The organism is Neorhizobium sp. PAMB6630, from assembly GCF_058242775.1.
Genome location: NZ_CM177836.1, coordinates 924,969 through 948,779 on the forward strand (window position 1 = coordinate 924,969; position 23,811 = coordinate 948,779).

Sequence of the window (23,811 nt, forward strand, 5' to 3'; positions counted from 1 at the left end):
CGAAAGTTTTCCCGGACATGTCGTGTGGATGCACCGATGGTTACGCAGATCAGATGCAATCGGTTCTATCTAGAAATAAAAAACGGCCCGGGGAAGCCCCGGACCGGTTTCTTGCGCGTGGCAATTGGTCCTTAAAGACCTGCGGTTACTTCGCCGGCAGTTCCAGTTCAGCGCCGATGGCGATGATGTTGGGGTTGCGCAGCGTGTTGGCCTTGGCAATCTTCGTCCATGCCTCGCCATCGCCATAGGTGCTTTCAGCGATCTTCCAGAGCGAATCGCCCTTGACGACCGTGTATGTCTTCGGTGCCGAAGCGGCAGCCGGTGCCGGTGCAGCCGGAGCGGCAGCAGCCGGAGCAGGGGCCGGAGCCGCTGCGGGGGCAGCAACAGGGGCAGCCGGAGCGGCAGGTGCGGCTGGAGCAGGCGTTGCAGCAGCCGTTGCCGGAGCGGGGGCAGCAGCAGGTGCCTTGGGAGGCGCGACATAACCGGCTGGCGTCAGGTCGGTGATGCGGCCGTCCGTATAAGGCTTGTAGGGCGAGTTGGCGGCAATGTAGTCAGCCACGGCCTGCTCGAGGTTCGGTCCGAAGTCGTAAGGGTTGACCGCATTGGTTGCGAACATCTTGAAGCCGTCGCCGCCGCCGCGCACATAATTGTTGGTAACGACACCGTAGGTCTTGGCCGGATCGATGGCGACAAAGGCATCGCCTTCCTTGACCATCACCGCGCTGACGCGGCTGCCGACCGGCTTGGAACGGTCAAACGAATATTTCATGCCGCCGACCTGCGCAAAACGTCCGGCGCCATCTTCCATCTGGCTCGTGCCGTTCTCAAGGGCGGCCACGAGGTCTGCACCCTTGATCTGGAAGGTGGCAATGGTGTTCTGGAACGGCAGAACCGTCAGTACTTCGCCCATCGTCACATCGCCCTGGTCGATGGAGGCGCGAAGACCGCCGCCGTTGACGATGGCAATCGTGATGCCCTGTTCCTTGACCTTGGCAAGCGACGCATCGGCCACAAGATTGCCCATCGAGCACTCGACGGCGCGGCAGGATTTGCGGTCGCCATCGATCAGGCCTTCGGACGTGCCGACAACCTTCTTCTTCAGCTCTTCCAGCGGTGCGCCAAGCTCCTTGACCTTGGCGGTATAGGCTTCATCCGGGGTGACGGAAGCGTCGAGCAGCTTCGGCGCGCCGGTTGCGGATTTCACCACGCCATTGTCGTCGAAGGTGACTTTCAGTTCGCCGAGATATTTGGAATAGGCATAAGCCGTCACGACAGGGATTTCGGCGCCAGACGGGTTCTTGACGAGCGTCGGATAGGGGCCGGAGGATTTCGGGTCGGTGGAGGACAGATAAGTATGGCTGTGGCCGCCAACCACCACGTCGATGCCATCCACGGCAGCGGCAATTTCCTTGTCCTTGTTGTAGCCGACATGGGTGAGCGCAATGATCTTGTTGACACCCTGGCCCTGCAGGTCGGCAACGGCGCTCTTCAGGTAGGTGATCTCGTCCTCAAACGAAATGTCCGGGCCGGGCGAGGAGGTTTCGCCGCTATCGGTCGCGAGAACCGAGACGACGGCGACCTTCTGGCCGCCGATGTCCTTCACCACATAACCCTTGTATTTGCCGTCGAGCAGCGAGCCCTTCTTGGCGATGGTATTGCCGGAGATGATCGGGAATTTCAGCGCGCCGATAAATTTGTTAAGCTCTTCCGGGCCGTCGTCGAATTCGTGGTTGCCGATTGCCATCGCATCAAAGCCGATGCCGTTCATGAAATCGGCAACAGGGGCGCTCTTGAAGGTGGAGTAATAGAGCGAGCCCTGGAACTGGTCACCGGCATCGAGAACGATGATGTTGGCGCCGGAATTGTCCTTGCGGAAACCATCGATGGCGCTTTTGACGCGCGCGATGCCGCCAAAACATTCCTTGGCGTCGGCTTCCTTCTGCGAGCAGGTGGCGTCGGACTTGTTGATCGCCTCGATGCGCGAGTGCAGATCGTTGATGTGCAGGATATCGAGCTGGTAATCGGCAAAGGCCACCCCGGAGGACAGAGCGAGCACCGTCGCTGCGATTACACTGAAACCTATACGTCTGATCATCCTGGTCTGCTCCTGTTGCAAGGCGCGGTGTCGACGCGCTGTTCCGCCTGATTGTAGTTTTGGTTTGTGACACCCGTTTCGCTTTTCATGTTTCCATCAAGGGAAAGCGACTTCAAGCGAAATATGACAATGGTGCAGGAGGCTTGGCGTACAATCAAAACACGAAACCCCGCCGAAGCGGGGTTTTGCGAAATGAGACGGCTGTGGATAACGGTGGTCTCAGCCGCGACGCGTCAGCGAGAACTGCGAGCCGGTATCGGCGGTGCAGTTGAGCTGGCTTGGCGAAACCAGCGCGCAGTTCACACGCGACTGGGTCTGGCGCACGATGGAGGTCATGTTGATCTCCACCAGCGTCGGCGACACATTGGTGTAGGTGCCGCTGGCCAGAAGCGCATTGTTGTCCGTCGAGCGTGTGCTGAATGTGCCGCCCTGGAAGGTGGATACGATGCCGTTCGGATCGATCCAGCTGCCGTCTACGCCCTGCGGCTGTGCAACAGGGGGAAGCGCACGTTGCGTCGGCTGCGATACGCAGGCGCTCAGCATCAGGGCGGCGGACACGAGCACGAGGCTCTGTTTGATCTTCATAACGTGGTCTCCCGCGATTCGGATGCATCGTGCGGTCGGCCACGATGCTGCGAACCCTTAATCTAATGCAAGGCGGGCGGTTGCACAGTCCGCCTTGCAAGGTTTTGACCTGTTTTCCCCGGCAGACTGCCGGGAGGGTTCAAGGATCAGGTGCGAACCAGGATGTTCTTGAACTGCCAGGCATCCTTCTCGTCGAGATCTTCCGGGAAGAGACCCGGGCGACCGTCAAGCGGGGTCCAGTCGGTATAGTGGCCTTCAACCGGGCCGAGATAAGGCGACTGCACTTCAAGGCAACGCTTGTAATCGACTTCGTCGGCTTCAACGATGCCGGCGTTCGGGTTTTCCAGCGCCCAGACCATGCCGGCGAGAACCGCAGACGTTACCTGCAGGCCGGTTGCGTTCTGGTAAGGGGCGATGCGGCGCGTTTCTTCCAGCGACAGGCGCGAACCGAACCAGTAGGCGTTCTTCTCGTGGCCGTAGAGCAGCACGCCGAGTTCATCGATGCCCTCTTCCAGCTCGTCCTCGTCGAGAACGTGCAGGACCGGCTGCTGGTGACCACCATTGCCGAACATTTCGTGCAGCGAAAGCACCGCGTCATTGGCCGGGTGATAGGCATAATGGCAGGTCGGGCGATAAACGACTTCGCCGTCCTTCTCGACGGTGAAATAATCGGCAATCGAGATGGATTCGTTGTGGGTGACGAGGAAACCGTATTGCGGGCCGGGCGTCGGGCACCAGGTGCGCACGCGCGTGTTGGCGCCGGGCTGTTCCAGATAAATGGCGGCCTTGCAGCCCTTCTTGTGCTTCTTGGCGTTCTTCGGCATCCAGTTTTCATGGGTGCCCCAGCCGAGTTCGGCGGGCTGCAGGCCTTCCGAGATGAAGCCTTCGACCGACCAGGTGTTCCAGAACACGTTCAGCGGCTTCGGATGTTTGGTCAGCTGCGTGTCGCGCTCGGCAATGTGGATGCCCTTGACGCCGAGCTTCTTCATCAGCTTGGCCCAGCCTTCGCGGTCGTTCTGGTCCGGCTCGTCGAACTTCAGGCCGGTATCGTTGGCAAGGTTGACCAGCGCCTGCTTGACGAACCACGAGACCATGCCCGGGTTTGCGCCGCAGGTGGAAACGGCGGTCGTGCCGCCCGGGTTCTTGCGCTTTTCGGTGCGCACGGTTTCGCGCAACGCATAATTGGTGCGCTCGGAATTCTTCATGTTCTTGTCGAAGTAGAAACCGAGCCAGGGCTCAACGACGGTATCGATGTAAAGCACGTCCAGCTTGCGGCACAGCTTCATCAGGTCGAGCGAGCCGGTATCGACCGACAGGTTGACGCAAAAGCCCTGGCCTTCGCCTTCCGTCAGGAGCGGCTTCAGCAGCTCCTTGTAGTTTTCCTTGGTCACGTGGGCCTTGATGTGGCGCACGCCGTGCTTTTCAAGGATCGCCATATCGGACGGTTCCTCGCGCGGGTCGATGACGACCATCCGGCTCTTGTCGAACTTGAAGTGACGCTCGATGAGCGGCAAGGTGCCGCGGCCGATGGAGCCGAAGCCGATCATGACGATGGGCCCGGTGATTTCGGCATAAACCGGATGGGTAGTTTCAGTCATCTGTTGCTCCTTCGGCCCGCGGCTTGGTGCCGCTGAGGACCGTGTTTCCTACGCAAGTTTCGCATGCGCTGATTGGCGGCGGTCTAGATCATAAAACGCCTTCACAATAAAGAGGGCGAACACAACAAGCCTATGGCAGAAGCGGCGAATAATCACCGGTTTCCGCGGCTTTCTGCAAAAGCGCGATCATCGCCGGGCGTTTGTGCGACAGCCCCTTGTAGGCAGCCTGTTCCGGGGTCATTGCCGCAAGTTGTGCCGCAAGCGATGTCATGAGCCGGGCCGCATCCGGTTCACGGGCCAACTGCGCCAGCGGATCGAGATAGATGCGGATGGTAAAGACGATATCGCCCGAGCCTTCCAGCTTGCGGAGCGTCTGACGCTCGACGCGCAAAAAATGCGCTCCGGGGGCCACATCGGCCATAACCCGCTGGCTCTTGGATTTCGGTAAAAACAGGTCGTTGGTGGCATTCACCGACCAGTTCATCCGGCTGACCAGCCGGTCGCCGGGCAGCTTGTCGAACATGCGGTTGATCAGCTCGGCATTGCGACTGCCGCCTTCAAAATCCGGCACCTCGGCATGGACCTCATCCATCACCCGCCCGAATTTTTCCTGAAGCGACCAGGAGGAGGGAAAGGCAACGAAGGCGGCGGCAATACGCCAGCCGTTTTCGCCGCGCCGCATCAGAACGAGATCATCGGCCACCAGCAGGCCTGCGCGGATGAGAGCGGGCATCGCCTCATCGGCAACGTCCACATCCGGCGCACCGGCAATCTCCATCCGGTCACCGGCAAGGCGATAAAGCTCGGGATAGCGCGCCGACAGATAATCTGAGAGCAGCGCCAGCAATTCCTGTTGCGCCTCTTGCGTCCCCGCCTCGGCACGAAAGATCGCCTCGCGGTGTTCACCCAGCAGACGCGCTTTTTCCCGGAGAGCGGCGCCAAGCCGCTCATCCGGCTCGATCCAGTTCTCCGCCGCAAGCTGCGAAAGCCCGATGGTAAAGGGCTGGGACGTACCGTCATAGGGGGTATAGGGCAGAGAGGACATGAAACACTCAATCTTCATTTGCTGCCCAGCATCGGTATTGCTAATCTTGTCGTCAAGCAAACGGGATGCTGATCAATGAAACAAGCCGCTGATGTGGAGATCCCTGCCGATGTTCTCCGTCGCCTCGATGCCCTCTCGCGCCGGACGCAACGCCCGATGTCGGATATCGCGACTGAGGCGCTGAGCGATTATCTCGATGCGCGAGACGCAGCTATTCAGGAGCCGGAACTTTTCGTCTCCAACGCAACCGTTCTTGGTTGGCTGAAGACTTGGGGCACAGCCGATGAAACCGATGCACCGGTGGCTGACATCCGAAACCCATCCTGACCATGCCCGTCCTCTGGGCTAGGCTTGCAGTTCAGGATCTGGTCTCGATCCGAAACTATATTGATGTTCACCATCCGCCGGCCGCCCGGCGTTTCGCAGCCGAGATGGTCGAGACGGCGGAACTGCTGGCGGCAAATCCTCATCTGGGCACAGCTCTTGCGAGGCCTGGATACAGACGACTTGTCGTTGGCGGTTCGGTCTATGTCCTGATTTACAGGATCACCCCCGAAGCAACCGAAATACTAGAGGTTTTTGACGCAAGACGCAGAAAGCCAAGAACCGCGCTCACCTGAGTGCTGTCTTTGTCTTCAGCTTTCCGCCACCAGTTCCGCAGCCATCAGTCCCCGCAGCGAATTGCCGACAAAGATCCGGCGCCCCAGCAGATCGTCTGGCCGCAGCGTTTCGGAACGGGCCTTGCGTTCGCGGATGAGGTCGGCGCGCAGAATGCCGGGCAAGAGGCCACTGTTGAGCGGGGGTGTCAGCAACTGTCCGTCGTCTGCCTCGACAAACAGATTGGTGATGGTGCCCTCGCAAAGCTCGCCGCGCTCGTTGAGCAACAGCACCTCGTCGGCCTCATCCTTTGAAAATTCCGCGCGTGCCGCCTCGTAAGGCTCGCGCCGCGTCGTCTTGTGGCGGTAGAGCGTATCGTCGGAGGACAGCCGCTGGCGGGCGATGCGCACGCGCCAGATTTTTTCCGGCGGTTCCGCGACAAAGGGTGTCGCCGTGATCTCGATCTTGCCGCGATAGGTCATGGTGAGGCGAACGCGCAAAGGGGTGTCGCCGCTGACGGCGTCTGCAAGCAGTTCCGATGCATCCTGTGGCTGGCGAAATCCCAGCGCATCGGCCGAGCGGGCAAGCCGGCGCAGGTGCTGGTCGAGCCGAAGGAAACCCGCATCCGGTTCCCAGCGCAGGGTCTCGATCAGCGAGAAATCGGCTGATGGCTTACTGCGAAGCGCGCTTTTAGCAGACATTCTTCATATTCCGTCTCGGCCTTCGAATCGTAGACAATGCCGCCGCCGACATTGAAGACGGCATTTCCGGTGTTGAAAAGGGTCAGTGTGCGGATGGCCACCGAAAAACGCATCGGACCCTTCGGATCGCACCAGCCGATTGCCCCGCAATAAATGTCGCGCGGGCCATCTTCCAGTCCGGCCAGAATCTGCATCGCCCACATCTTTGGCGCACCGGTAATCGAGCCGCAGGGAAAGAGGGCGGCAAGAATATCCGGCAGGCCGATGCCATCAAGGAGTTTTGCCCTGACATGGCTCACCATCTGGTGGACCGTCGGATAGGTTTCGATGTCGAACAGCTTTGGCACGGTGAGCGTGCCCACCTCAGAAATCGCCGAGACGTCGTTGCGCAGGAGATCAACGATCATGCGGTTTTCGGCTTGCGTCTTTTCGTCTGAAAGCATGGCGGCAATGATCGCCTTATCCTCCTCGGGCGTCTTTCCCCGCGGGGCCGTGCCCTTCATCGGATGCGTTTCGATAAAACCGTCCTCATCCACCTTGAAGAACAGTTCCGGCGAGCGCGACAGGATCTTTGGGCCGCCGAGATCGATGAGGGCGCCATAACGCACCGGCTGGCGCGCCACGAGCGACCAGAAGGCGGCGACGGGATCGCCGCTCCAGCGGGCGGTGATCGGCATGGTGAGGTTTGCCTGGTAACAATCGCCCCGGCGGATATGGGCGTGCAACGCATCGAACCGCGCGCGATAGGTTGCAAGGTCCCATGCGGCGCGCGGGTCGCTGATGAACGGCGCCTCGGCCTCGTCGTCGGAGACGATGTTTTCAGGCGGGCGCGACAGCGGATGGGCCTCGCCGGCCGGCGCCTCAAAGATGCCCATGCAAATCAGCGGGGTGTCCCGGTTCGCCACGATCAGCGGCGCAAGCTTTTCCTCGAACACATGGCCGGCTTCATAGGAGAGATAGCCGGCAAGCCACCGCCCGTCCTGTCGTGCCGCTTCCAGACGCGCCAGTGCAGGCCGGATCTCCTCGGCCGTGCGGGCCGTGACGATCTCCAGCGGCCGGTCAAAGACCAGGCTTTTTCCTGCGCGGTCGTCGCGGAAAAGGGCAAAGGGGGTTTTGGTCTGCATTGTCCTGATGGGGCGGGATCTCGGTCCCGGCTGGTTGCGGCTTTCGCCTTGTTATCGCAGCGGCACAGGAGAAAACAGGGGGGGGGCACCATGCGCCCGTTGCAAGGGCAGGGGCGCATGGTTTTTGCCCGTCAGGCCTGTTGGTCTGCCTGTAACTGCCGGTCCAGCGCCTCCAGTTCGTCGATCAGGCCCTCGATCATCGACAGGCCCTTCGACCAGAAGGTCGGGTCCGTGGCATCGAGCCCGAACGGGGCGAGAAGTTCGGAATGGTGTTTGGTGCCGCCGGCCTTCAGGAGATCGAAATACTTTTGCTGAAAACCATCCTCGGCGTTCTGGTAGACGGCATAAAGCGAGTTCACCAGGCAATCGCCAAAGGCATAGGCATAAACGTAGAAGGGCGAGTGGATGAAGTGGGGGATATAGGTCCACCAGGTCTCATAACCCTCGGAAATGCGGATGGCCGGGCCAAGACTTTCTTCCTGCACGGAAAGCCAGAGTTCGCCGATCTGCTCGGAGGTGAGTTCACCCTCCTTGCGGGCCGTGTGCAGCTTGCGCTCGAAATCGTAAAAGGCGATCTGGCGCACGACCGTGTTGATCATGTCCTCCACCTTCTGGGCAAGCATTGCCTTGCGTTCGCGCGGATCGGTGGTCTTTTCCAGGAGCGCGCGAAATGTCAGCATTTCGCCGAACACGGAAGCGGTTTCCGCAAGCGTCAGCGGCGTCTGGCACATCAGCGCGCCCTGTCCACCGGCCAGAACCTGATGCACGCCATGGCCAAGTTCGTGGGCAAGCGTCATCACATCGCGCGGTTTGCCGAGATAATTGACCAGCACGTAAGGGTGCGCGGAGGGCACGACGGGATGGGCAAAGGCGCCCGGTGCCTTGCCGGGGCGGGCCGGCGCATCGATCCACTGTTCATCGAAGAAGCGGCGGGCAATGCCTGCCATGTCGGGCGAGAACTGGCCATAGGCGGACAGCACCATCTCCTGCGCATCGCTCCAGGGGATCAGCGCCTTCGGCGTTTCCGGCAGCGGGGCGTTGCGATCCCAGAAATTCATCTGCTCCATGCCCAGCCATTTGGCCTTCATCGCATAATAACGATGCGACAGGCGCGGATAGGCGTCCTTCACGGCAGCGGCCAGCGCATCGACCACCTCGCGCTCAACCCGGTTCGACAGATGGCGCGAATCAGCGATGTCCTCAAAGCCGCGCCAGCGGTCGGCAATTTCCTTGTCCTTGGCGAGCGTATTGGTGATGAGGGTGAAGACGCGCAGGTTTTCCCCGAATGTTTTAGAAAGGGCGCTCGCTGCCCTGGCGCGGCTTTCCGGGTCCGGTTCCTGCAGGAGGTTCAGCGTGCGCTCCAGCGGCAGCATCTCGCCGTCGATCTCGAAGCGCAGTTCCGCCATCGTCTCGTCGAAGAGGCGGTTGAAGGCGGCCGCACTCGTCATGGATTTTTCGAGAAACAGCTGTTCCAGCCGGTCATCCAGCTGGAATGGCTTGTCCTTGCGAAGGTCGAGCAGCCACGGTGCGTAATGGGTGGCTTGCGGGTCACGACCAAGGCAGGTCTCGACAACATCATCCGCGATTCGGTTCAGTTCCAGCACGAAGAACAGGAGATGCGCGGAGAGATCCGTCAGTTTCGACTGGATGTCGCCGTAGAATTTGCCGTTGGCGGGATTGGACGTATCGGAAAAATAGGTGAGGCCGGCAAAGGAGCCGATCTTGCCCACAAGGTCGTCAATCGCTTCATATTCGGCGATTGCGGCCCCCAGTCCCTCGGTGCCAGTCTTGGCCGCAGCATCGGCAAGTTTGCCTTTCCACTTTATTTCGAATGCAAGGGCCATTGCATCCGCACGCGAAACATCGTTAACAAATACTGCGCTATCGCGGGACGGATAGAGATCTTCCAGCCGCCAGGTGGGCAAGTTACCTAGGGCGGCATCGGCCGTGATCGAGGAAACAGCGTCTGCTGCTGCGAAACGCGCGTGTCGGAGGAGGTTTGCATGGTGGGTGAAGGTGGGGGATGTCACGTTCTAGCTCCCTGTTCTCTCTCGTCTGTCATTCATCCGGTTGTTTTCACGGCCGGCAGGTAAAATGCAAGCATTTCTCAAAACGGGATGTTTAAGCCCGCGTGACACAACCTTGCATACAGGGTCCCGCTGTGGGACAAGGACATGATTTTGGAGCGAGCATGACGGCCCATATTCTTGTTGTCGACGATGATCCGGTTCAGCGGCGCCTCTTGAAGAACGCGGTCGAGCGGTATGGCCATGCGGCGCATCTTGCCGAGAACGGCCGCATCGCTCTTGAGTTCCTCAAGAGAAACCCAACACAGTTCAACGTCATCGTGCTGGATCTGATGATGCCGGAGTTGGATGGCCTGGGTTTCCTTCAGGCCACCGGCGAAATGGGTATCGATATTCCCGTGATCGTGCAGACGGGGCAGGGCGGTATCGAGACCGTGGTGCAGGCCATGCGGGCCGGCGCTTTTGATTTCGTGGTGAAGCCGGTTTCGCCGGAACGCATCGCCGCTTCCATTTCCAATGCGCTGAAGCTTGATCACCGCGAGGCAAAGGTGCGCGCGGTGCGCGGCGTAAAGCCCGCCAATGTCAGTTTTGGCGATATCGTCTCGGCAAGCCCGGACATGCTGCGGGTGATCGATCTGGCGCAGCGCGCGTCGCATTCCAACATTCCGGTCGTGCTTGAGGGCGAATCGGGCGTTGGCAAGGAAATGATCGCACGGGCCATCCAGGCCAGCGGCGAGCGGGCCTCAAAACCGTTTATCACGGTCAATTGCGGCGCCATTCCCTCCAATCTCGTCGAAAGCATCCTGTTCGGGCATGAGAAGGGCGCCTTCACCGGCGCGACCGAACGCCACACCGGCAAGTTCATGGAAGCCGATGGCGGCACCTTGTTCCTGGATGAAATCGGTGATCTGCCGCTCGATGTGCAGGTGAAACTTCTGCGCGCGGTGCAGCAGGGCGAGATTGAAACCGTCGGTGCCGCCAAGGTGCAGAAGGTGGATGTGCGGCTGATTTCAGCGACCAACCGGGATCTGATCGAAGAGGTTCGCGCCGGACGCTTCCGCGAGGATCTCTATTATCGCCTGAACGTCTTCCCGATCACCATTCCGGCGCTGCGTCGTCGCAAGGAAGACATTCCGCATCTGGCGCGGGTGTTTACCCAGCGCTTTTCAAGCGAACAGAAGCTGGAGCACGTGCTGCAGGTGGGCGCAGGCGCCATGGCGCTTTTGACCGCCTATGACTGGCCGGGCAATATCCGCCAGCTGGAAAACGCCATCTTCCGCGCCGTGGTGCTGGCCGAAGGGCCGGAACTGACGGAAAAGGATTTTCCGCAGATTGCTGCCCAGATTCCGGATTTCCAGAGCCCGGAACTGCGCGCAACGGCGATTGCGAACGATATCACAATCGACAACGACCCGGCCGAAGCGGCCATGTCGGAGGCCTTGCGCCTTGCCCGCGCCGAATCGGCGCTGACGCAGATGTTCGGGGGACCCGAGAACATCATCGTGAGCACCGATGACGCCGGCGAAGTGCGAAAGCTTGCCGATGTGGAAGAGGAGTTGATCCGCTTTGCGCTGAAATTCTATCGCGGGCAGATGAGCCAGGTGGCGCGCAAGCTCGGCATCGGCCGCTCGACGCTCTACCGCAAGCTCAAGGATTACGGGATAGACCCTGACGACCCTTTGAAGGAGGCTGCGTAAACCCCACGTCGCCTCAACCGGACGATCCATGACAAACAGACCGGACGCGGCATGCCGCGTTCGCTTGGTCCCCTGGGGCAGATGCGGGTCTGTTAATTTTCAGGCAAGTATGTTTTGTTACACCTCGTCAACCTTTCGGTAGTCATTTATTGACTAAGAAAGTAGCGCGTGTGCATGTGTGGCACATTTGCCATCGTGTAAACGCAATTCACGGTCATGTGAGGCAGCACCGGATGCTGTCAATCAGACGGGGAACGACTTGCCGTATCAGTATGCACATTCAACGCCTACGGGTGACAACGGACGGCGTCCCCTGGCGCGCATGGTCCGGTCTTTCGTCAAGCGTATAGCCGCTGTTTTCATGTCGCTGGCACTCATCGTGTCAGCGGTCGCCGTTCCGGCATCCACAGCGGCAGCGGCCGGCGAAACACGCACGTTGAAGCTTTATTTCGTCCACACCGGCGAACGGGCTGAGATCACCTTCAAGCGCAACGGGCGGTATGACCCCAAGGGCCTGCAGGAAATCAACCGCTTCCTGCGCGACTGGCGCCGCAACGAGCCAACGCGCATGGATCCGCGCCTTTTCGATCTCGTCTGGGAAGTCTATCGCCGTTCCGGTGCCACCGATTACATCCACGTCGTTTCCGCGTATCGCTCGCCAGCCACCAACGGCATGTTGCGCTCGCGCACCAAGGGCGTTGCAAAAAGCAGCCAGCACATGCTGGGCAAGGCGATGGACTTTTTCATTCCCGGTGTGAAGCTGGCCACCCTGCGCGGCATTGCCATGCAGATGCAGGTGGGCGGCGTCGGTTATTATCCGACCTCCGGTTCGCCTTTTGTGCATCTGGATGTGGGCGGCGTGCGCGCCTGGCCGCGCATGTCGCGCCAGGAACTGGTGCAGCTTTTCCCCAAGGGCAATACCATGCACCTGCCGGCCGATGGCAATCCGCTGCCGGGTTATGAGCAGGCGGTTGCAGATTACAAACGCCGCGTTTCCTCCGACTCCATCCAGCTGGCCAGCACGGCAGGCGGTTCGACGGCGACGCGCGCAAAACGCCAGAACACGCTGGCGGCCATGCTGTTTGGCGGCGGTGCCGACGAGGAGGAAGATTCCGAATCGGTTGCAGCACCCGTCGCCAGGGCCCAACGCAATATACCGCCAGCTCCGGTTGCTGCCGAACCCGACGAAGAGGCGCCCGTTGCCGTGGCGTCTGCAGCACCCGCCATGCCGAATGTTGCAGCCCCCGTTCCCGTTTCGCGCCCGGATCTCCAGCAATTGCAGGCCGGCCCGCAATCGCAGGGCGCTTTGGCGACCGCGCTTTACCAGCCACCGCGCAATGCCGCCCAGGATGCGCTGCAGGCGGCCCTGCCGGCCACCCCGGTTCTGCCGATGGCGCGTCCGGACGCGCCGGGTGAAACCTTCGTCGATCTGGCCAGCATGAGCATTCCCGTTCCGACCCTGCTCGGCCCGCGTGGCCTCAAGGGGGATGCGGAGGCAACCGGCCTGATGACCGCGTCTGCCGGTCCGGTCGAAGGCGATCCGATGTTGATGGCCGCCATTCCGGTGCCGGCCCACCGGCCGGAGATTGCAGCCCCGGCAGCAGCCCGGACTGCCAGCCTGTCTGCTGCGCCACCTGCGCCGCCGCCAGCCGTAGCATCTGCCTCCGAACAGCGTGAATTGACGCCGGAACTGGTGGCAAGCCTTGCGGCAAGCGCCGACTATTCGAGAACCCCGGCAGTGCCTGTTGAAAAACCCGCCCGGCTTGAAAAGCCGATGCAGATGGCGTCGGCTTCGCCAAGCCCTGCGGCAAGCGGCGCCATGGTGTTCAACGACGGTTTCGATACGCCGAAGCCCGCTGCAAAACCCGGCCCGACCAGGGTGGTGAAGGGCGGCGCGGTCACCAAACTTGGCGGCAATCCGGCAACGCCCGGGCCGAAGGTGCTGACCGGCCATATGCTGGCCCAATGGGCAAGCGCCAACAATCGCACCGAAGCCGTCGCCTCCATGAAGGCGCCGCGCCTGATCACCCGCGCCCTGAACAGCGAATATTCCGCAGCCTATAGCGGCGGTTTCCGGCCGGTCTCGGCGGCCGTGGCGGTAGACCCCAACCGTTTCAGCGGCGCAAACCAGGTGAAGCCGTAAGGCTCATATCTGCCAGATAAAACAGAAAAGGCCCGCCGTTTCAGATGTGAGCGGCGGGCCTTTTCGTATGCGCAGAGTTTTAAAAGACGATTATGCGGCTTCTTCTTCAGGCGCCAGCACCATGCCGAGAGCGGCGAGATAGGTGTCGAGGATCAAGTCCTCTTCCATCCGCTCCTGCTCATCCTTCTTGCGAAGGGCGATGACCTTTTTCAGGATCTTGGTGTCGAAGCCCATCGATTTGGCTTCGCCATAGACGTCCTTGATGTCGTCGGCGATGGTCTTCTTTTCTTCTTCCAACCGTTCGATGCGCTCGACAAAGGCGCGGAGTTGGTCACGGGCGACGCCGTGGGCAGCATCAGACATCGGGGTCTCCTGTTTCTTAAAGGGCGATCTGTGTGAGTGGTGTCACCTGCCGTGAAGTCCCGGCAAGGTCAAGGCGTTTCGCATGCGCCGTGGTTTATTTGTGCGGGGTGTTGAGGGCAAATGCCGCTTTTTGTGTGGCGTCGGCCTCGGCCTGGTGCAGGTTTTTCCAGTCCTCGTAGGGCATGCCATAGACCATTTCGCGCGCGGCGTCCTTGCTGACGGAAAGGCCTTTTTCCTCGGCCGCCTCGCGGTACCAGTTGGACAGGCAGTTGCGGCAGAAGCCGGCCAGATTCATCATGTCGATGTTCTGCACGTCGGTTCGGTCGCGAAGGTGTTGCACCAACCGGCGAAAGGCTGCCGCCTCCAGTTCCATGCGCTGCTGTTCGCTCAAGTCTGTCATCGAAATCTCCTTCTGCCGCGTCTGTCAGGCGTAAGGCCCGGTGCGCGAGGCAAAGAGTTGCGTGTCGTGAAGGCGAGGATCCGCGTTCAGTTCGGCAAAGATCGGCGCGAGGCGGTCTGCCCAGGCCGAAATCCCGTCTGCGTCGCCGATCAGATCCTGGCGCACTTCCAGAAGCGCATGCGCCCGACCTTTTTCCATGCAGTGACGATACATCGTATCGCCCTTCAGCGCACCATCATAAGGTTCGTTGTCTCCCACAAGGATATCGCCGGGGCGGCGCAGAAGATCGAGAAGCGGCAGAACCGCCCGGTCGTCCGTGTCCCACAGAACCGCCGCATGCCAGGGGCGGGGGATGCCCTTCCAGGCCGGCGTATAGGAATGCAGCGACAGAACCAGCGGTGCCTTGCCGCTTGCCTGCGCCACCGCCTGCAATTCCTCTTCCACGGCACGGTGATAGGGCCGGTGATAGGTGTCCAGCCGGTGCTGCCATTCGTCCGGCGTTATCGGATGATTGCCGGGGATGATCGCGCCATCGGAGATCTTCATGATCAGCGTCGGATCGTCCTCACCGCGGTTCGGATCGATCAACAGGCGCGAAAAGCAGGAGATGACGGCTGGAACGCCAAGGCGCTCGGCAAGCTGGCGCGTCAACCCCTCGACGCCGATATCGTAGGCGATGTGACGCTCAAAGGCGCTCGCATCAAGCCCGAGCGTGCCATAGCGAGGTGGCAGCCGGTTCATCGCATGGTCACCCAGAAGCACCATGCCGCTGTCACGATTGCCGTGTATCACTTCATGCGAACTGAAAGTCTGCATCGCCATCCGCTTGCCTGATTTAAGATGTCTCTAACCCATGCTGTTCGCATGCCAGAGGCCCCCCGCGCAAGCGCGTGTCTGATGAAGTCAACCGGTAACCACGCACTTATAATCGATTAGATTTCATTGACTTTCCACCGACGGCAGGCGAAGACAGTGCATATGATCTCTCATGGAGTCCCAGCGGAAGCCGTGTCGAAAAGTCTATTGTCCCAGATATCGCTGAAATTGCTGCCCTCGCTTGCGTTTGCTTTTGTCAGTGTTCCCGCCGTCATGATTGCCGATGTCGCGCATGCTGATTTTCGTGTGTGCAACGGCACGCAGAACCTTGTCGGGGTGGCCATTGGCTACCGCGCCGGCGAGGGATGGATTTCGGAAGGCTGGTGGCAGGTTCCCGCCTCCAGCTGCGCCACGCTGATCGAGGGCGAGTTGCAGTCTCGCTATTATTATCTCTACGCGGAGGATGCCGCACGCGGCGGCCGCTGGACCGGCGACGTCAACATGTGCGTCGCCGAAAACGAGTTCAAGATCACCGGCGTCGGGGACTGCTTTGCCCGCGGTTTCCAGCGCATGGGTTTCAAGGAATATGACACCGGTCGTCAGGGAAGCTGGATGGTCCAGCTGTCTGATACACCGGGTACGCAAGAAGGCCAGAATTGATGAAGCGCAACCGCAAAGTAAAGATCCTTGCAACCCTCGGACCGGCGTCTTCCGAAGAGGCGATGATCGAGAAGTTGCATCAGGCCGGCGCCGATCTGTTCCGCATCAACATGAGCCATGCCAGCCATGACGTGATGCGCACATTGATCGCCCGCATCCGGTCTGTCGAAGCCCGCTGTGGCCGCCCGATCGGCATTTTGGCCGACCTTCAGGGCCCGAAACTGCGCGTCGGCAAATTTGCCGAAACTAAGGTCACGCTGGTTGCCGGCCAGACCTTCACGCTCGACAATAACGAAGCGCCTGGTGACACCAACCGCGTGTTCCTGCCGCATCCGGAAATTCTGGAATCGGTGAAGCCGGGCGACCGCCTGCTGATCGACGATGGCAAGCTGCACCTGCGCGCTGAAAAATGCGATGGAAAGAGCATCGTCACCACGGTCGTCTCCGGCACCTCGATCTCCGACCGCAAGGGCGTGAGCCTTCCCGATACGCTGCTCGCCGTCGGCGTCTTGACCGACAAGGACCGCCTGGACCTCGACGCCGTGCTTGCCACCAACGAGGTGGATTGGGTCGCTCTCTCCTTCGTGCAGCGCCCTGAGGATTTGGCCGAAGTGCGCAAGATCTCGCGCGGCCGCGTCGGCCTGATGTCGAAGATTGAAAAGCCGCAGGCCATCGAACGTATCGAGGAAATCATCGAGCTGTCCGATGCGCTGATGGTCGCCCGCGGCGATCTCGGCGTCGAAATGCCGCTGGAAGCGGTTCCCGGCCTGCAGAAGCAGTTGACCCGCGCATGTCGCCGTGCCGGCAAGCCTGTGGTCGTTGCCACACAGATGCTGGAATCGATGATCACCGCCGCCGTTCCGACGCGCGCTGAAGTCTCCGACGTTGCAACGGCCGTCTTCGAAGGCGCCGATGCGATCATGCTGTCTGCCGAATCGGCCTCTGGCCAGTATCCGGTCGAAGCCGTCTCGACCATGGCCTCGATTGCCAGCACCGTCGAAAAAGACCCGTATTATTCCAACATCATCTACGCGCAGCGCCCGCAGCCGGAAGCAACCGGCGCCGATGCGATTTCGCTCGCTGCCCGCCAGATTGCCGAAACGCTGAAACTGTCGGCCATCGTCACCTATACCTCATCCGGCACGACCGGCCTTCGCGCCGCCCGCGAGCGCCCGCAGGTGCCGATCATCGCGCTGTCGCCCATCGTCCAGACAGCCCGTCGCCTGTCGGTCGTCTGGGGCCTGCACTGCGTGGTGGCCGAAGAGCCGGCGGACATGGACGACATGGTCAACAAGGCCTGCCGCATCGTTGCCTCCGAAGGGTTCGGCAAGCCGGGCGACCGCGTCATCATTTCGGCCGGCGTGCCGCTTGGCACGCCCGGTGCGACCAACATGCTGCGCATCGCCTATATCGGCCCCGACGGCCAGTCGGGCGTCTGACACCGGATTAAAAGAAGGGGGCGCCGTTTTCGCCCCCTTTTTTGTTGTCTGTTGAAGCGGTCTCGGCTGATCCTAGACGCTCAGGAGGCTTTGGCACGCGATCCATTCCAGAGAAACTCTCGGCACAGCTATGGCAAAACAATTCCAGCAGTTGAATGATCATCATGTTCGGTTCATTGCCGACCAGCATCTGTTTTTCACCGCATCGGCTGCACCCGTTGGCCATGTGAATGTGTCTCCGCGAAGCACGGACATGTTCCGGGTCCTGTCGGACACCACCGTGATGTATCTCGACAGAACGGGAAGCAGCAATGAAACCGCAGCACACCTGAAGGCAGACGGTCGCCTGACGATCATGTTCTGTACCGTGGATGGCCCGCCGTTGATCATGCGCCTTTACGGAACGGGCCGGGTCATTCACCGGGAGGATCCTGAGTTTGCCGCACGGCTTGCGCAGCATTTCAACGACAATGCGCCGCTTGGCGCGCGCCAGATGGTCCATCTCGATATCCACATGGTCCAGACATCCTGCGGTTATGGGGTGCCGCTCTTCGACTACCGGGAGGAGCGTCCGCAAATGGATGCCTGGGCCCGATCCAAAGGCACCGATGGCATCGAGCAGTACTGGCGGGAAAAGAATCGCATCAGCCTCGACGGGTTGCCGACCGGACTGTTTGGCGAGGACGACTGAGCCACACGGACCGGCAAGTCCACAGGCGCGCTTCTCTTATCTCGATGATTAATGTCGTGTTGCGATAGCCGCGGCTGCCCCGCCCAGAGCGACGGCTCCAATCCGGTTGGCAATCCGTGTGGCACGAGGGGTTCGCAACAGAAGCCGCGCCTTGTGGGCAAGGAAGGTCCAGGTCAGATCGATCGCGGCCAGCGTCATCAGCGTGACGGCGGCGAGGATGGCCCATTCCCGAACTCCCGTCTCCGAAAGATCGACCAGGGACGGCAGAAGGGCAAGGTAGAACACCATGATTTTCGGATTGCCCAAGGTAAGCGCCATGCCCGCACCGAACATGGACAAGGGCGAAGCCCGTCGAGGAAGATCGTCAGCAGCCTCGCCCACCGGCGTGCGCCACATCTTGAACGCCAGCCAGCAGAGATAGGCGACGCCGAGCCACTTCAGGACATGAAAACCGAATTGAAATGTCTGCGCCAGCGCGGTGAGTCCAGCCATCGCCATCGTGAGCCAGATCACCTCACCAATCCACATGGCAGCGACAAAAGGAATAACGTCGCGCCAACCGCTGGTCATCACACGCGATACCAGCGCGGCGATGCTCGGGCCTGGCGTTCCCGCATTGAGAAGCAGCGCACCGGCAAAGATGGCAACAGACATGAATTCCATGGCGTCCTCGGGTTAGTCTGACCTAGAAAAAATCATAGCCCATCAATGACCGCTCTTCTATGCAGTCGCAAACAACCCAATGACAGCGTCGGTTTGCGGTTGAATTTTTTAAGGTCGCAAAAGCCAGCATGCTGCGCCAGGTGAGGGTGCAGAATGCTTCAAGGCGATATTTCCCGCAAGATAAACCGCCCCAAACACCTATTCTACAAGGGGGCGGCACCCGTATCTGCCTGGATTCCGCATCTCGGTTAGGGGCGCCGATTTCGCCCTCTTTTTTCTTTGGCGACCGTTGCCGCCGCCCTCTTGTTACGCTGACTGCGTTTACTTCGCTTACTCGGCCTGCGCCTGCGTCAGATTTTCCGCGGCAAGGCGCTTTTCATCAAGGTCGGCAATTGCCTGCAGGTCGCGGTCCTGGCCCGCCAGCTTTTCCATCGCGGCGATGGCAAGATCGGTCACGACGTAATCCGGCTTGTGGCCAAGGCCTTTTACCCAGATCAGTTCGGAATGCTCCAGATCGCGCTTCAGGCCGGTCGAGTGGATATTGGCGAGAACGATCGGGTCCTGGTCACCCGTGATGATCACAGCCCGGCTCTTGATCTCCGTGTAGCGCGGCGCAACGCGCGTCACGTAGGAGAGCAGGTTTGCGACATCCTTAGCGTTGTTGCGAAAGGTTTCCGGGCGCAGCACAAGAGCGGGGCCGCCGTCTTCAAGATAATTCTCGCGGGGGCGGTTGGGGCGGAAGACGCCGCGGGTGGCGGGGTCCAGCATCATCATGCCCGCCGGCATGACCAGCGTGTGGCTGAACAGCCAGCCGATGATGGGCGTTGCCGTCAGCCGGTAATGCCAGTCTATGCCGCCCGGCCACGGATGCGTGGCAGCTGAGAGAAAGACCGTGCCGATCACCTTGTCGGGGTGGGTGAGCGCAAAACTTGCGGCAATCGCACCGCCAAAGGAATGCGCAACGATGATCGCCTTGGCGATTCCACGCTTTTCCATCAGGCGCGCAATGGCATCCGCCTGCCCATCGGGAAGATCATTTTCCGGCCCGCCGCGCTCGGAATAACCGTGGCCGGGGCGGTCAACGAACAGCAGTTCGGCACGGCCCTCAAGGGGTGCGCGAAACGCGGCCTCCTGGTCCCGCAGGTTGCCGCTGGCGCCGTGGATGAAAACGATGGGTGGCAAGTCCGGATTTTGCCCCGGCGCCACGGAGAGCGCGTTGAGGCTGTAGCCGCCGATATCGGTCAGCGTGCCGGTATTGGGAAATTCGCGCTCGATTTTTGCCGATTCATAGGCGGTAAAGCCAAAGGCAGCGGCAAGCAGCATGGCGAGAATGGCAAGGGAAATCAGGATATAAGACAGGGGATGCGCCTCAGGTGCGGCTGCCGGCGAGCTTGTCGGAGAGTTTCAGCATATTCTCCTGGGCATCGCGGTCGGCGGGATAAATCGCGAGATAACGCTCCCATGCCTTCAGGGCAAGCGCATCCTCGCCCGAATCGGTGAGGATCGTCGCCATGCCGGCAATGGCTGGAAAATATCGCGGATCCTTGCGCAGAACCTGATTGATGTCGGCCATGGATTTGCGCAGGTCACCCATCGTGTAATGCAGCGTGGCGCGCCGGTTCCAGGCTTCCGCATAATCCGGCTGCAGCACCGTCACCTGATCGAGAAAATCGAGCGCTGCACCATTGTTCTTGTCGTTGACGGATTTGGACGCCCACTGCATCAGGAGATCGACCGTGGCGCTGCCGGACTGTCGCCAGTTGGAGACGATCTGCTGGGCGATGCTGCGGGCCTTGTCGGCATCACGCTCGCGCTTCAGGGCGTCAAACAGCGTCTGCTGCGTGGCATGGGCGGAAGGCGCGTTGGCGGCAGCCGGTGCTTCTGTAGGCGCCGGCTTGGCGCTTTCAGAACCTTGATCCTGCGCAAGGGCAGGGGCCAAGGCCGCAAGGCTGGTCAGAAGAATCGCGAGGGGGAAACGGAAAAAGCGCATGCAGATAAGGTAATCCGCATGCGCTCTAGTGGAAACCGAAATTTCGAAGGTTTTCGAGAAAGTGATCTTCAGGAGCCGGCGATAACAAGATCATGCCGGTTCGACCGCCGATCAGCCCTGACGAGCCTTGAAACGCGGGTTAGCCTTGTTGATGATGTAAACGCGACCCTTGCGGCGAACCAGGCGGTTATCGCGGTGACGGGCCTTAAGCGCTTTAAGCGAGTTCTTGATCTTCATTGTTCTGATCCGCGGTATCGAGGGCGCTTGGGCCACTCATGTCTCTGACAAACAAAGGATGCCATGGGCACCCCCTTTAGGATGGGAGGCTGATACAGGTTCACCACCTGCCTGTCAACCGCGCCTGCCTTGGCAGCCAAGGCATTTCACCGCAAAAGCTGTGTGACATGGCCCATCTTGCGGCCGGGACGCGCCTCGCTCTTGCCGTAGAGATGGACGAGCACATCGGGCTTTGCCAGCCATTGCGGCACGTCGTTCATGTCGTCGCCAATGAGATTGGTCATCACGCAATCGGAATGACGGGCGGGATCGCCGAGCGAAAGCCCCATCACGGCGCGAATATGCTGCTCGAACTGCGAGACCACGCAGGCCGCTTCCGTCCAGTGGCCGGAATTGTGAACGCGCGGCGCGATCTCGTTGGCAATCAAGGTCCCATCCGGCATCACGAAAAATTCCATGCCGATGACGCCGACGTAATCGAGCGACGACAGCAGCCGTTCGGCAGCTGTTCTGGCCATCTCCTGCGTCTCGGCAGTGATTCTCGCCGGAAGCGTGGAGGTATGGAGAATGCCGTTGCGATGAACGTTTTCGGCTACGTCGAAGCTTTTGACCGTGCCGTCGATGGCGCGGGCGGCAATGACGGACACTTCGCGCTCGAAGGCCACGAAACTTTCGAGAATCAGCGGCACGCTACCCATCGCGGCAAAGACGCCGTCGGCGCTGTCGCCGGGGCCGCGAAACACGCGCTGACCCTTGCCGTCATAACCCATGCGGCGTGTCTTCAGCACACCTTGGCCGCCGAAATCGGCAAGTGCTGCGACAAGATCCGCATCGCTGTCGACCGCATGGAAGCGGGCCGTCTCAATGCCGCAGCCGTTGAGAAAACGTTTTTCGCTCAATCGGTCCTGCGCCACATCAAGCGCCTTGGCCGGCGGATAGACGGGGCGCGAGGCTGAGAGATGCATGGCGGCCGAGACCGGCACGTTTTCGAATTCGTAGGTGATCACGTCGCAGGCAGCGGCGAGTTCATCGAGCGCTGCCGGATCGTCATAGGCGGCAACGATCTGGCGGTTCGCCACCTGCGCTGCCGGACAATCCGGCTGCGGTTCGAGAATCACTGTCTGGAAATTAAGCCTGGCGGCGGCCATCGCCAGCATGCGGCCCAGCTGGCCGCCGCCGATGATACCAAGGGTCTTGAGCGTCATGGCGCCTCGTCGATGGGATAGTCTGCAATAGCGGCCGTCTGGCGGGCGCGGTAATCGTCCAGCCGGTCGGCCAGGTCGTCATCGGAAAGGGCAAGAACGGCCGCAGCGATCAACGCGGCATTCACCGCGCCGGCGCGGCCGATGGCAAGCGTTCCGACAGGAATGCCGGCCGGCATCTGCACGATGGAATAAAGACTGTCGAGACCGGACATGGCCTTCGATTGCACGGGAACGCCAAACACCGGAAGCGGCGTCAGTGCCGCCACCATGCCGGGCAGGTGGGCAGCACCGCCGGCTCCGGCAATGATGATCTGGAACCCTTCTGCGCGTGCGCCCTTGGCAAAGGCCACCATGCGCTCCGGCGTGCGGTGGGCGGATATGATCCGCGCTTCATAACCGACATCGAGAGCATCCAGCGTGTCGGCGGCGTTCTTCATGGTCTCCCAGTCCGACTGGCTTCCCATGATGATGGCAACGGGCGGTCTCTCTTGCAGCAAGCTCACGTCCTCTGTCGTCACGCGATGATGTCTGGAATGATCTGGTCTTCGAGCTGCGTCATCTTGTCCTTGATGGCGAGCTTCTTTTTCTTCATGCGCTGGATACGCAGCGCCTCGCAGCCTGTCTGGATCATGGCATTGATGGCGGCGTCATAGTCTTCGTGTTCCTGGCGCAGCCGCGCCAGCGTCAGCCTGATATCCGCCTGTTCCTGATCAGCCATGGATCCCGTGTCCCCTTGTCTTCATTCCGGTCTTTGTCTCGCCGGGGAATGCCCGCAAGCTCCTACCATCAAACCGTGTGAACGACTAGAGCGATGGGCGGCAAATCTCCGCCCCATTCGAGCCAGAGACGCGCCGATTAATCAACGCCTAATGTCACTTTGGGTAAATGCTTCGCAGTGTTCTCAAGCGAGGCAGGGCAGGCGAAGAATTTTCCAAGCCTTCATCTGTCTTTAAACACGCGCACCGATTTGCCGCGGAGATGTCACGATTTCGCCTTCGACAAAGCCATCGGATCGTGTCACAATTCCTTTGCAAACCTGAAGCCACGGGCTCACGGAGAGCCGGTGGCAGGAAAAAAGGGAAGGACGTGCCACATGACCATACAGGCTCATATCGCATCGCTCGAAAAGAAGCATGGTGCTCTTGAGGAGGAGCTTCAGACTATTCTTGCGTCCCCATCCTCCGATGACAAGGAAATCGCTGACCTGAAGCGCCGCAAATTGCGCATCAAGGATCAGATGGAGCGGTTGAGGAGCGACACACGCCACTGACCTTTCGACGAGAGCCTATGAGTTCTTGCATGCGTTATTGACCAAACCCAGCCGCCGCCCGCTCAAGGCCAGACGCCACACGAGGCGGCGGTTTTATTTTGGGAAGTTTCGTGCGTTCCGGCGCGCGTCTGATTTGAAGGCTGGCCGGCGCGCCAATGCTTTCAGCTCGCAAGCGCCCACGTCCAGACAATCCTTCAGGACCAGAACTGATCGAGCCAGAGGTTGAGCTTCTGGAAGCCCTTGCTGTTTAACGCATAGATGCGCTTTGTGCCCTCGGCCGTCACCGTGACCAGATTGCTGTCGAGCAGCGCCTTCAGGTGCTGCGATACTGCGGGCCGACTGATCGGCAGGCCTTCCGCCAGCTGGTTGACTGTGCGCGGGGCACGCCTCAACTCCTCCAGCAAGTAACGCCGGTTTGGATCAGCAATAGCGGAAAATGGATCGATTGTCGTCATGGGATGCAAC

Annotated in this window: 27 protein-coding genes; 8 read left to right on the forward strand and 19 right to left on the reverse strand. The window is 60.5% G+C overall.

Features of this window, described 5'->3' with window-relative positions; genetic code table 11:
* Positions 1–145: 145 nt before the first annotated feature.
* The 4 genes from AC4CWF_RS04305 to AC4CWF_RS04320 all read right to left on the reverse strand — a co-directional run bounded on the left by AC4CWF_RS04305 (position 146) and on the right by AC4CWF_RS04320 (position 5,323).
* Positions 146–2,095 (reverse strand): 5'-nucleotidase C-terminal domain-containing protein, encoded by a 1,950-nt coding sequence (locus tag AC4CWF_RS04305; protein ID WP_491283908.1) that lies wholly within the window; start codon positions 2,093–2,095, stop codon positions 146–148.
* Positions 2,096–2,314: 219 nt separating this feature from the next.
* The gene (omp10, locus tag AC4CWF_RS04310) at positions 2,315–2,680 is read right to left on the reverse strand and encodes an outer membrane lipoprotein Omp10 (RefSeq protein WP_491283910.1); all 366 of its coding nucleotides are present in this window, start codon (positions 2,678–2,680) and stop codon (positions 2,315–2,317) included.
* Between the two features lie 146 nt (positions 2,681–2,826).
* Positions 2,827–4,278, reverse strand: a complete 1,452-nt coding sequence (locus AC4CWF_RS04315) for a homospermidine synthase (RefSeq protein WP_491283911.1) — start codon at positions 4,276–4,278, stop codon at positions 2,827–2,829.
* 130 nt (positions 4,279–4,408) lie between these two features.
* Positions 4,409–5,323, reverse strand: a complete 915-nt coding sequence (locus AC4CWF_RS04320) for a heme-dependent oxidative N-demethylase family protein (RefSeq protein WP_491283912.1) — start codon at positions 5,321–5,323, stop codon at positions 4,409–4,411.
* Between the two features lie 75 nt (positions 5,324–5,398).
* Between AC4CWF_RS04320 and AC4CWF_RS04325 the strand changes: the two genes are divergently transcribed.
* A complete protein-coding gene (locus AC4CWF_RS04325) occupies positions 5,399–5,650 on the forward strand; it encodes a hypothetical protein (protein ID WP_491283913.1) in 252 nt (83 codons plus the stop codon).
* Between the two features lie 2 nt (positions 5,651–5,652).
* Positions 5,653–5,943, forward strand: coding sequence for a type II toxin-antitoxin system RelE/ParE family toxin (locus AC4CWF_RS04330; RefSeq protein ID WP_491283914.1), 291 nt, complete (start codon positions 5,653–5,655; stop codon positions 5,941–5,943).
* Between the two features lie 15 nt (positions 5,944–5,958).
* Here the strand turns inward: AC4CWF_RS04330 and AC4CWF_RS04335 are convergent, their stop codons facing one another.
* The 3 genes from AC4CWF_RS04335 to AC4CWF_RS04345 all read right to left on the reverse strand — a co-directional run bounded on the left by AC4CWF_RS04335 (position 5,959) and on the right by AC4CWF_RS04345 (position 9,697).
* Positions 5,959–6,621: an aminotransferase class IV family protein gene (locus tag AC4CWF_RS04335; RefSeq protein ID WP_491283915.1), complete on the reverse strand. Its 663-nt coding sequence runs from the start codon at positions 6,619–6,621 to the stop codon at positions 5,959–5,961.
* Positions 6,570–7,745: an aminodeoxychorismate synthase component I gene (locus AC4CWF_RS04340; protein WP_491283916.1), complete on the reverse strand. Its 1,176-nt coding sequence runs from the start codon at positions 7,743–7,745 to the stop codon at positions 6,570–6,572. Before AC4CWF_RS04340 ends, AC4CWF_RS04335 begins: the two co-directional genes overlap by 52 nt.
* Before the next feature lie 131 nt (positions 7,746–7,876).
* Positions 7,877–9,697 carry a M3 family oligoendopeptidase gene (locus AC4CWF_RS04345; protein ID WP_491285204.1) on the reverse strand — a complete coding sequence of 607 codons (1,821 nt, stop codon included), beginning with the start codon at positions 9,695–9,697 and terminating at the stop codon, positions 7,877–7,879.
* Between the two features lie 239 nt (positions 9,698–9,936).
* Between AC4CWF_RS04345 and AC4CWF_RS04350 the strand changes: the two genes are divergently transcribed.
* Together AC4CWF_RS04350 and AC4CWF_RS04355 are read left to right on the forward strand one after the other, a co-directional pair.
* A complete protein-coding gene (locus AC4CWF_RS04350) occupies positions 9,937–11,469 on the forward strand; it encodes a sigma-54-dependent transcriptional regulator (RefSeq protein WP_491283917.1) in 1,533 nt (510 codons plus the stop codon).
* 361 nt (positions 11,470–11,830) lie between these two features.
* Positions 11,831–13,612 carry a peptidoglycan L,D-endopeptidase MepK gene (locus AC4CWF_RS04355; protein ID WP_491283919.1) on the forward strand — a complete coding sequence of 594 codons (1,782 nt, stop codon included), beginning with the start codon at positions 11,831–11,833 and terminating at the stop codon, positions 13,610–13,612.
* Between the two features lie 90 nt (positions 13,613–13,702).
* Here the strand turns inward: AC4CWF_RS04355 and AC4CWF_RS04360 are convergent, their stop codons facing one another.
* The 3 genes from AC4CWF_RS04360 to AC4CWF_RS04370 all read right to left on the reverse strand — a co-directional run bounded on the left by AC4CWF_RS04360 (position 13,703) and on the right by AC4CWF_RS04370 (position 15,191).
* On the reverse strand, positions 13,703–13,975 hold the full coding sequence (locus AC4CWF_RS04360; protein WP_491283920.1) for a DUF2312 domain-containing protein: 273 nt from the start codon (positions 13,973–13,975) through the stop codon (positions 13,703–13,705).
* 94 nt (positions 13,976–14,069) lie between these two features.
* Entirely contained in the window at positions 14,070–14,375 is a 306-nt protein-coding gene (locus AC4CWF_RS04365) for a DUF1244 domain-containing protein (protein ID WP_491283921.1), read from the reverse strand.
* A 24-nt stretch (positions 14,376–14,399) separates the two neighbouring features.
* Complete coding sequence (locus tag AC4CWF_RS04370) at positions 14,400–15,191, reverse strand: N-formylglutamate amidohydrolase (protein ID WP_491285205.1); 792 nt, start codon at positions 15,189–15,191, stop codon at positions 14,400–14,402.
* A gap of 228 nt (positions 15,192–15,419) precedes the next feature.
* On the opposite strand from AC4CWF_RS04370, the gene AC4CWF_RS04375 reads away from it, so the two are divergent.
* Positions 15,420–15,851 (forward strand): DUF1036 domain-containing protein, encoded by a 432-nt coding sequence (locus AC4CWF_RS04375; protein ID WP_491285207.1) that lies wholly within the window; start codon positions 15,420–15,422, stop codon positions 15,849–15,851.
* Complete coding sequence (pyk, locus tag AC4CWF_RS04380) at positions 15,851–17,290, forward strand: pyruvate kinase (protein WP_491283922.1); 1,440 nt, start codon at positions 15,851–15,853, stop codon at positions 17,288–17,290. The genes AC4CWF_RS04375 and pyk overlap by 1 nt, the downstream gene beginning before the upstream one ends.
* Positions 17,291–17,297: 7 nt before the next feature.
* On the opposite strand, the gene AC4CWF_RS04385 is transcribed toward pyk, so the two are convergent.
* Positions 17,298–17,516 carry a hypothetical protein gene (locus AC4CWF_RS04385; protein WP_491285521.1) on the reverse strand — a complete coding sequence of 73 codons (219 nt, stop codon included), beginning with the start codon at positions 17,514–17,516 and terminating at the stop codon, positions 17,298–17,300.
* Between AC4CWF_RS04385 and AC4CWF_RS04390 the strand changes: the two genes are divergently transcribed.
* A complete protein-coding gene (locus tag AC4CWF_RS04390) occupies positions 17,421–17,981 on the forward strand; it encodes a pyridoxamine 5'-phosphate oxidase family protein (protein WP_491283923.1) in 561 nt (186 codons plus the stop codon). The genes AC4CWF_RS04385 and AC4CWF_RS04390 overlap by 96 nt on opposite strands.
* Positions 17,982–18,029: 48 nt before the next feature.
* On the opposite strand, the gene AC4CWF_RS04395 is transcribed toward AC4CWF_RS04390, so the two are convergent.
* The 7 genes from AC4CWF_RS04395 to AC4CWF_RS04425 form a co-directional block, all read right to left on the reverse strand.
* The gene (locus tag AC4CWF_RS04395) at positions 18,030–18,644 is read right to left on the reverse strand and encodes a LysE family translocator (protein ID WP_491283924.1); all 615 of its coding nucleotides are present in this window, start codon (positions 18,642–18,644) and stop codon (positions 18,030–18,032) included.
* A gap of 330 nt (positions 18,645–18,974) precedes the next feature.
* The gene (locus AC4CWF_RS04400; protein WP_491283925.1) at positions 18,975–19,967 is read right to left on the reverse strand and encodes an alpha/beta fold hydrolase; all 993 of its coding nucleotides are present in this window, start codon (positions 19,965–19,967) and stop codon (positions 18,975–18,977) included.
* A gap of 46 nt (positions 19,968–20,013) precedes the next feature.
* On the reverse strand, positions 20,014–20,634 hold the full coding sequence (locus tag AC4CWF_RS04405) for a hypothetical protein (RefSeq protein WP_491283926.1): 621 nt from the start codon (positions 20,632–20,634) through the stop codon (positions 20,014–20,016).
* A 111-nt stretch (positions 20,635–20,745) separates the two neighbouring features.
* A complete protein-coding gene (gene ykgO / locus AC4CWF_RS04410; RefSeq protein WP_062279996.1) occupies positions 20,746–20,871 on the reverse strand; it encodes a type B 50S ribosomal protein L36 in 126 nt (41 codons plus the stop codon).
* 146 nt (positions 20,872–21,017) lie between these two features.
* Positions 21,018–22,076 carry a 5-(carboxyamino)imidazole ribonucleotide synthase gene (locus AC4CWF_RS04415; RefSeq protein WP_491283927.1) on the reverse strand — a complete coding sequence of 353 codons (1,059 nt, stop codon included), beginning with the start codon at positions 22,074–22,076 and terminating at the stop codon, positions 21,018–21,020.
* Positions 22,073–22,540, reverse strand: a complete 468-nt coding sequence (gene purE / locus AC4CWF_RS04420; protein WP_491285209.1) for a 5-(carboxyamino)imidazole ribonucleotide mutase — start codon at positions 22,538–22,540, stop codon at positions 22,073–22,075. Before purE ends, AC4CWF_RS04415 begins: the two co-directional genes overlap by 4 nt.
* A gap of 50 nt (positions 22,541–22,590) precedes the next feature.
* Positions 22,591–22,794 (reverse strand): YdcH family protein, encoded by a 204-nt coding sequence (locus AC4CWF_RS04425; protein ID WP_210105600.1) that lies wholly within the window; start codon positions 22,792–22,794, stop codon positions 22,591–22,593.
* 375 nt (positions 22,795–23,169) lie between these two features.
* On the opposite strand from AC4CWF_RS04425, the gene AC4CWF_RS04430 reads away from it, so the two are divergent.
* On the forward strand, positions 23,170–23,346 hold the full coding sequence (locus AC4CWF_RS04430; protein WP_491283928.1) for a YdcH family protein: 177 nt from the start codon (positions 23,170–23,172) through the stop codon (positions 23,344–23,346).
* 194 nt (positions 23,347–23,540) lie between these two features.
* On the opposite strand, the gene AC4CWF_RS04435 is transcribed toward AC4CWF_RS04430, so the two are convergent.
* Positions 23,541–23,801, reverse strand: a complete 261-nt coding sequence (locus tag AC4CWF_RS04435; protein WP_491283929.1) for an ArsR/SmtB family transcription factor — start codon at positions 23,799–23,801, stop codon at positions 23,541–23,543.
* Positions 23,802–23,811: the final 10 nt, after the last annotated feature.

Coding starts and splice junctions, on each gene's coding strand:
- AC4CWF_RS04305 (WP_491283908.1), bottom strand. CDS start 2,095: ATGATCAGACGTATAGGTTTCAGTGTAATCGCAGCGACGGTGCTCGCT.
- omp10 (WP_491283910.1), bottom strand. CDS start 2,680: ATGAAGATCAAACAGAGCCTCGTGCTCGTGTCCGCCGCCCTGATGCTG.
- AC4CWF_RS04315 (WP_491283911.1), bottom strand. CDS start 4,278: ATGACTGAAACTACCCATCCGGTTTATGCCGAAATCACCGGGCCCATC.
- AC4CWF_RS04320 (WP_491283912.1), bottom strand. CDS start 5,323: ATGTCCTCTCTGCCCTATACCCCCTATGACGGTACGTCCCAGCCCTTT.
- AC4CWF_RS04325 (WP_491283913.1), top strand. CDS start 5,399: ATGAAACAAGCCGCTGATGTGGAGATCCCTGCCGATGTTCTCCGTCGC.
- AC4CWF_RS04330 (WP_491283914.1), top strand. CDS start 5,653: ATGCCCGTCCTCTGGGCTAGGCTTGCAGTTCAGGATCTGGTCTCGATC.
- AC4CWF_RS04335 (WP_491283915.1), bottom strand. CDS start 6,621: ATGTCTGCTAAAAGCGCGCTTCGCAGTAAGCCATCAGCCGATTTCTCG.
- AC4CWF_RS04340 (WP_491283916.1), bottom strand. CDS start 7,745: ATGCAGACCAAAACCCCCTTTGCCCTTTTCCGCGACGACCGCGCAGGA.
- AC4CWF_RS04350 (WP_491283917.1), top strand. CDS start 9,937: ATGACGGCCCATATTCTTGTTGTCGACGATGATCCGGTTCAGCGGCGC.
- AC4CWF_RS04355 (WP_491283919.1), top strand. CDS start 11,831: ATGTCGCTGGCACTCATCGTGTCAGCGGTCGCCGTTCCGGCATCCACA.
- AC4CWF_RS04360 (WP_491283920.1), bottom strand. CDS start 13,975: ATGTCTGATGCTGCCCACGGCGTCGCCCGTGACCAACTCCGCGCCTTT.
- AC4CWF_RS04365 (WP_491283921.1), bottom strand. CDS start 14,375: ATGACAGACTTGAGCGAACAGCAGCGCATGGAACTGGAGGCGGCAGCC.
- AC4CWF_RS04370 (WP_491285205.1), bottom strand. CDS start 15,191: ATGCAGACTTTCAGTTCGCATGAAGTGATACACGGCAATCGTGACAGC.
- pyk (WP_491283922.1), top strand. CDS start 15,851: ATGAAGCGCAACCGCAAAGTAAAGATCCTTGCAACCCTCGGACCGGCG.
- AC4CWF_RS04390 (WP_491283923.1), top strand. CDS start 17,421: ATGGCAAAACAATTCCAGCAGTTGAATGATCATCATGTTCGGTTCATT.
- AC4CWF_RS04385 (WP_491285521.1), bottom strand. CDS start 17,516: ATGGCCAACGGGTGCAGCCGATGCGGTGAAAAACAGATGCTGGTCGGC.
- AC4CWF_RS04395 (WP_491283924.1), bottom strand. CDS start 18,644: ATGGAATTCATGTCTGTTGCCATCTTTGCCGGTGCGCTGCTTCTCAAT.
- AC4CWF_RS04400 (WP_491283925.1), bottom strand. CDS start 19,967: ATGCTGCTTGCCGCTGCCTTTGGCTTTACCGCCTATGAATCGGCAAAA.
- AC4CWF_RS04405 (WP_491283926.1), bottom strand. CDS start 20,634: ATGCGCTTTTTCCGTTTCCCCCTCGCGATTCTTCTGACCAGCCTTGCG.
- ykgO (WP_062279996.1), bottom strand. CDS start 20,871: ATGAAGATCAAGAACTCGCTTAAAGCGCTTAAGGCCCGTCACCGCGAT.
- AC4CWF_RS04415 (WP_491283927.1), bottom strand. CDS start 22,076: ATGACGCTCAAGACCCTTGGTATCATCGGCGGCGGCCAGCTGGGCCGC.
- purE (WP_491285209.1), bottom strand. CDS start 22,540: ATGGGAAGCCAGTCGGACTGGGAGACCATGAAGAACGCCGCCGACACG.
- AC4CWF_RS04425 (WP_210105600.1), bottom strand. CDS start 22,794: ATGGCTGATCAGGAACAGGCGGATATCAGGCTGACGCTGGCGCGGCTG.
- AC4CWF_RS04430 (WP_491283928.1), top strand. CDS start 23,170: ATGACCATACAGGCTCATATCGCATCGCTCGAAAAGAAGCATGGTGCT.
- AC4CWF_RS04435 (WP_491283929.1), bottom strand. CDS start 23,801: ATGACGACAATCGATCCATTTTCCGCTATTGCTGATCCAAACCGGCGT.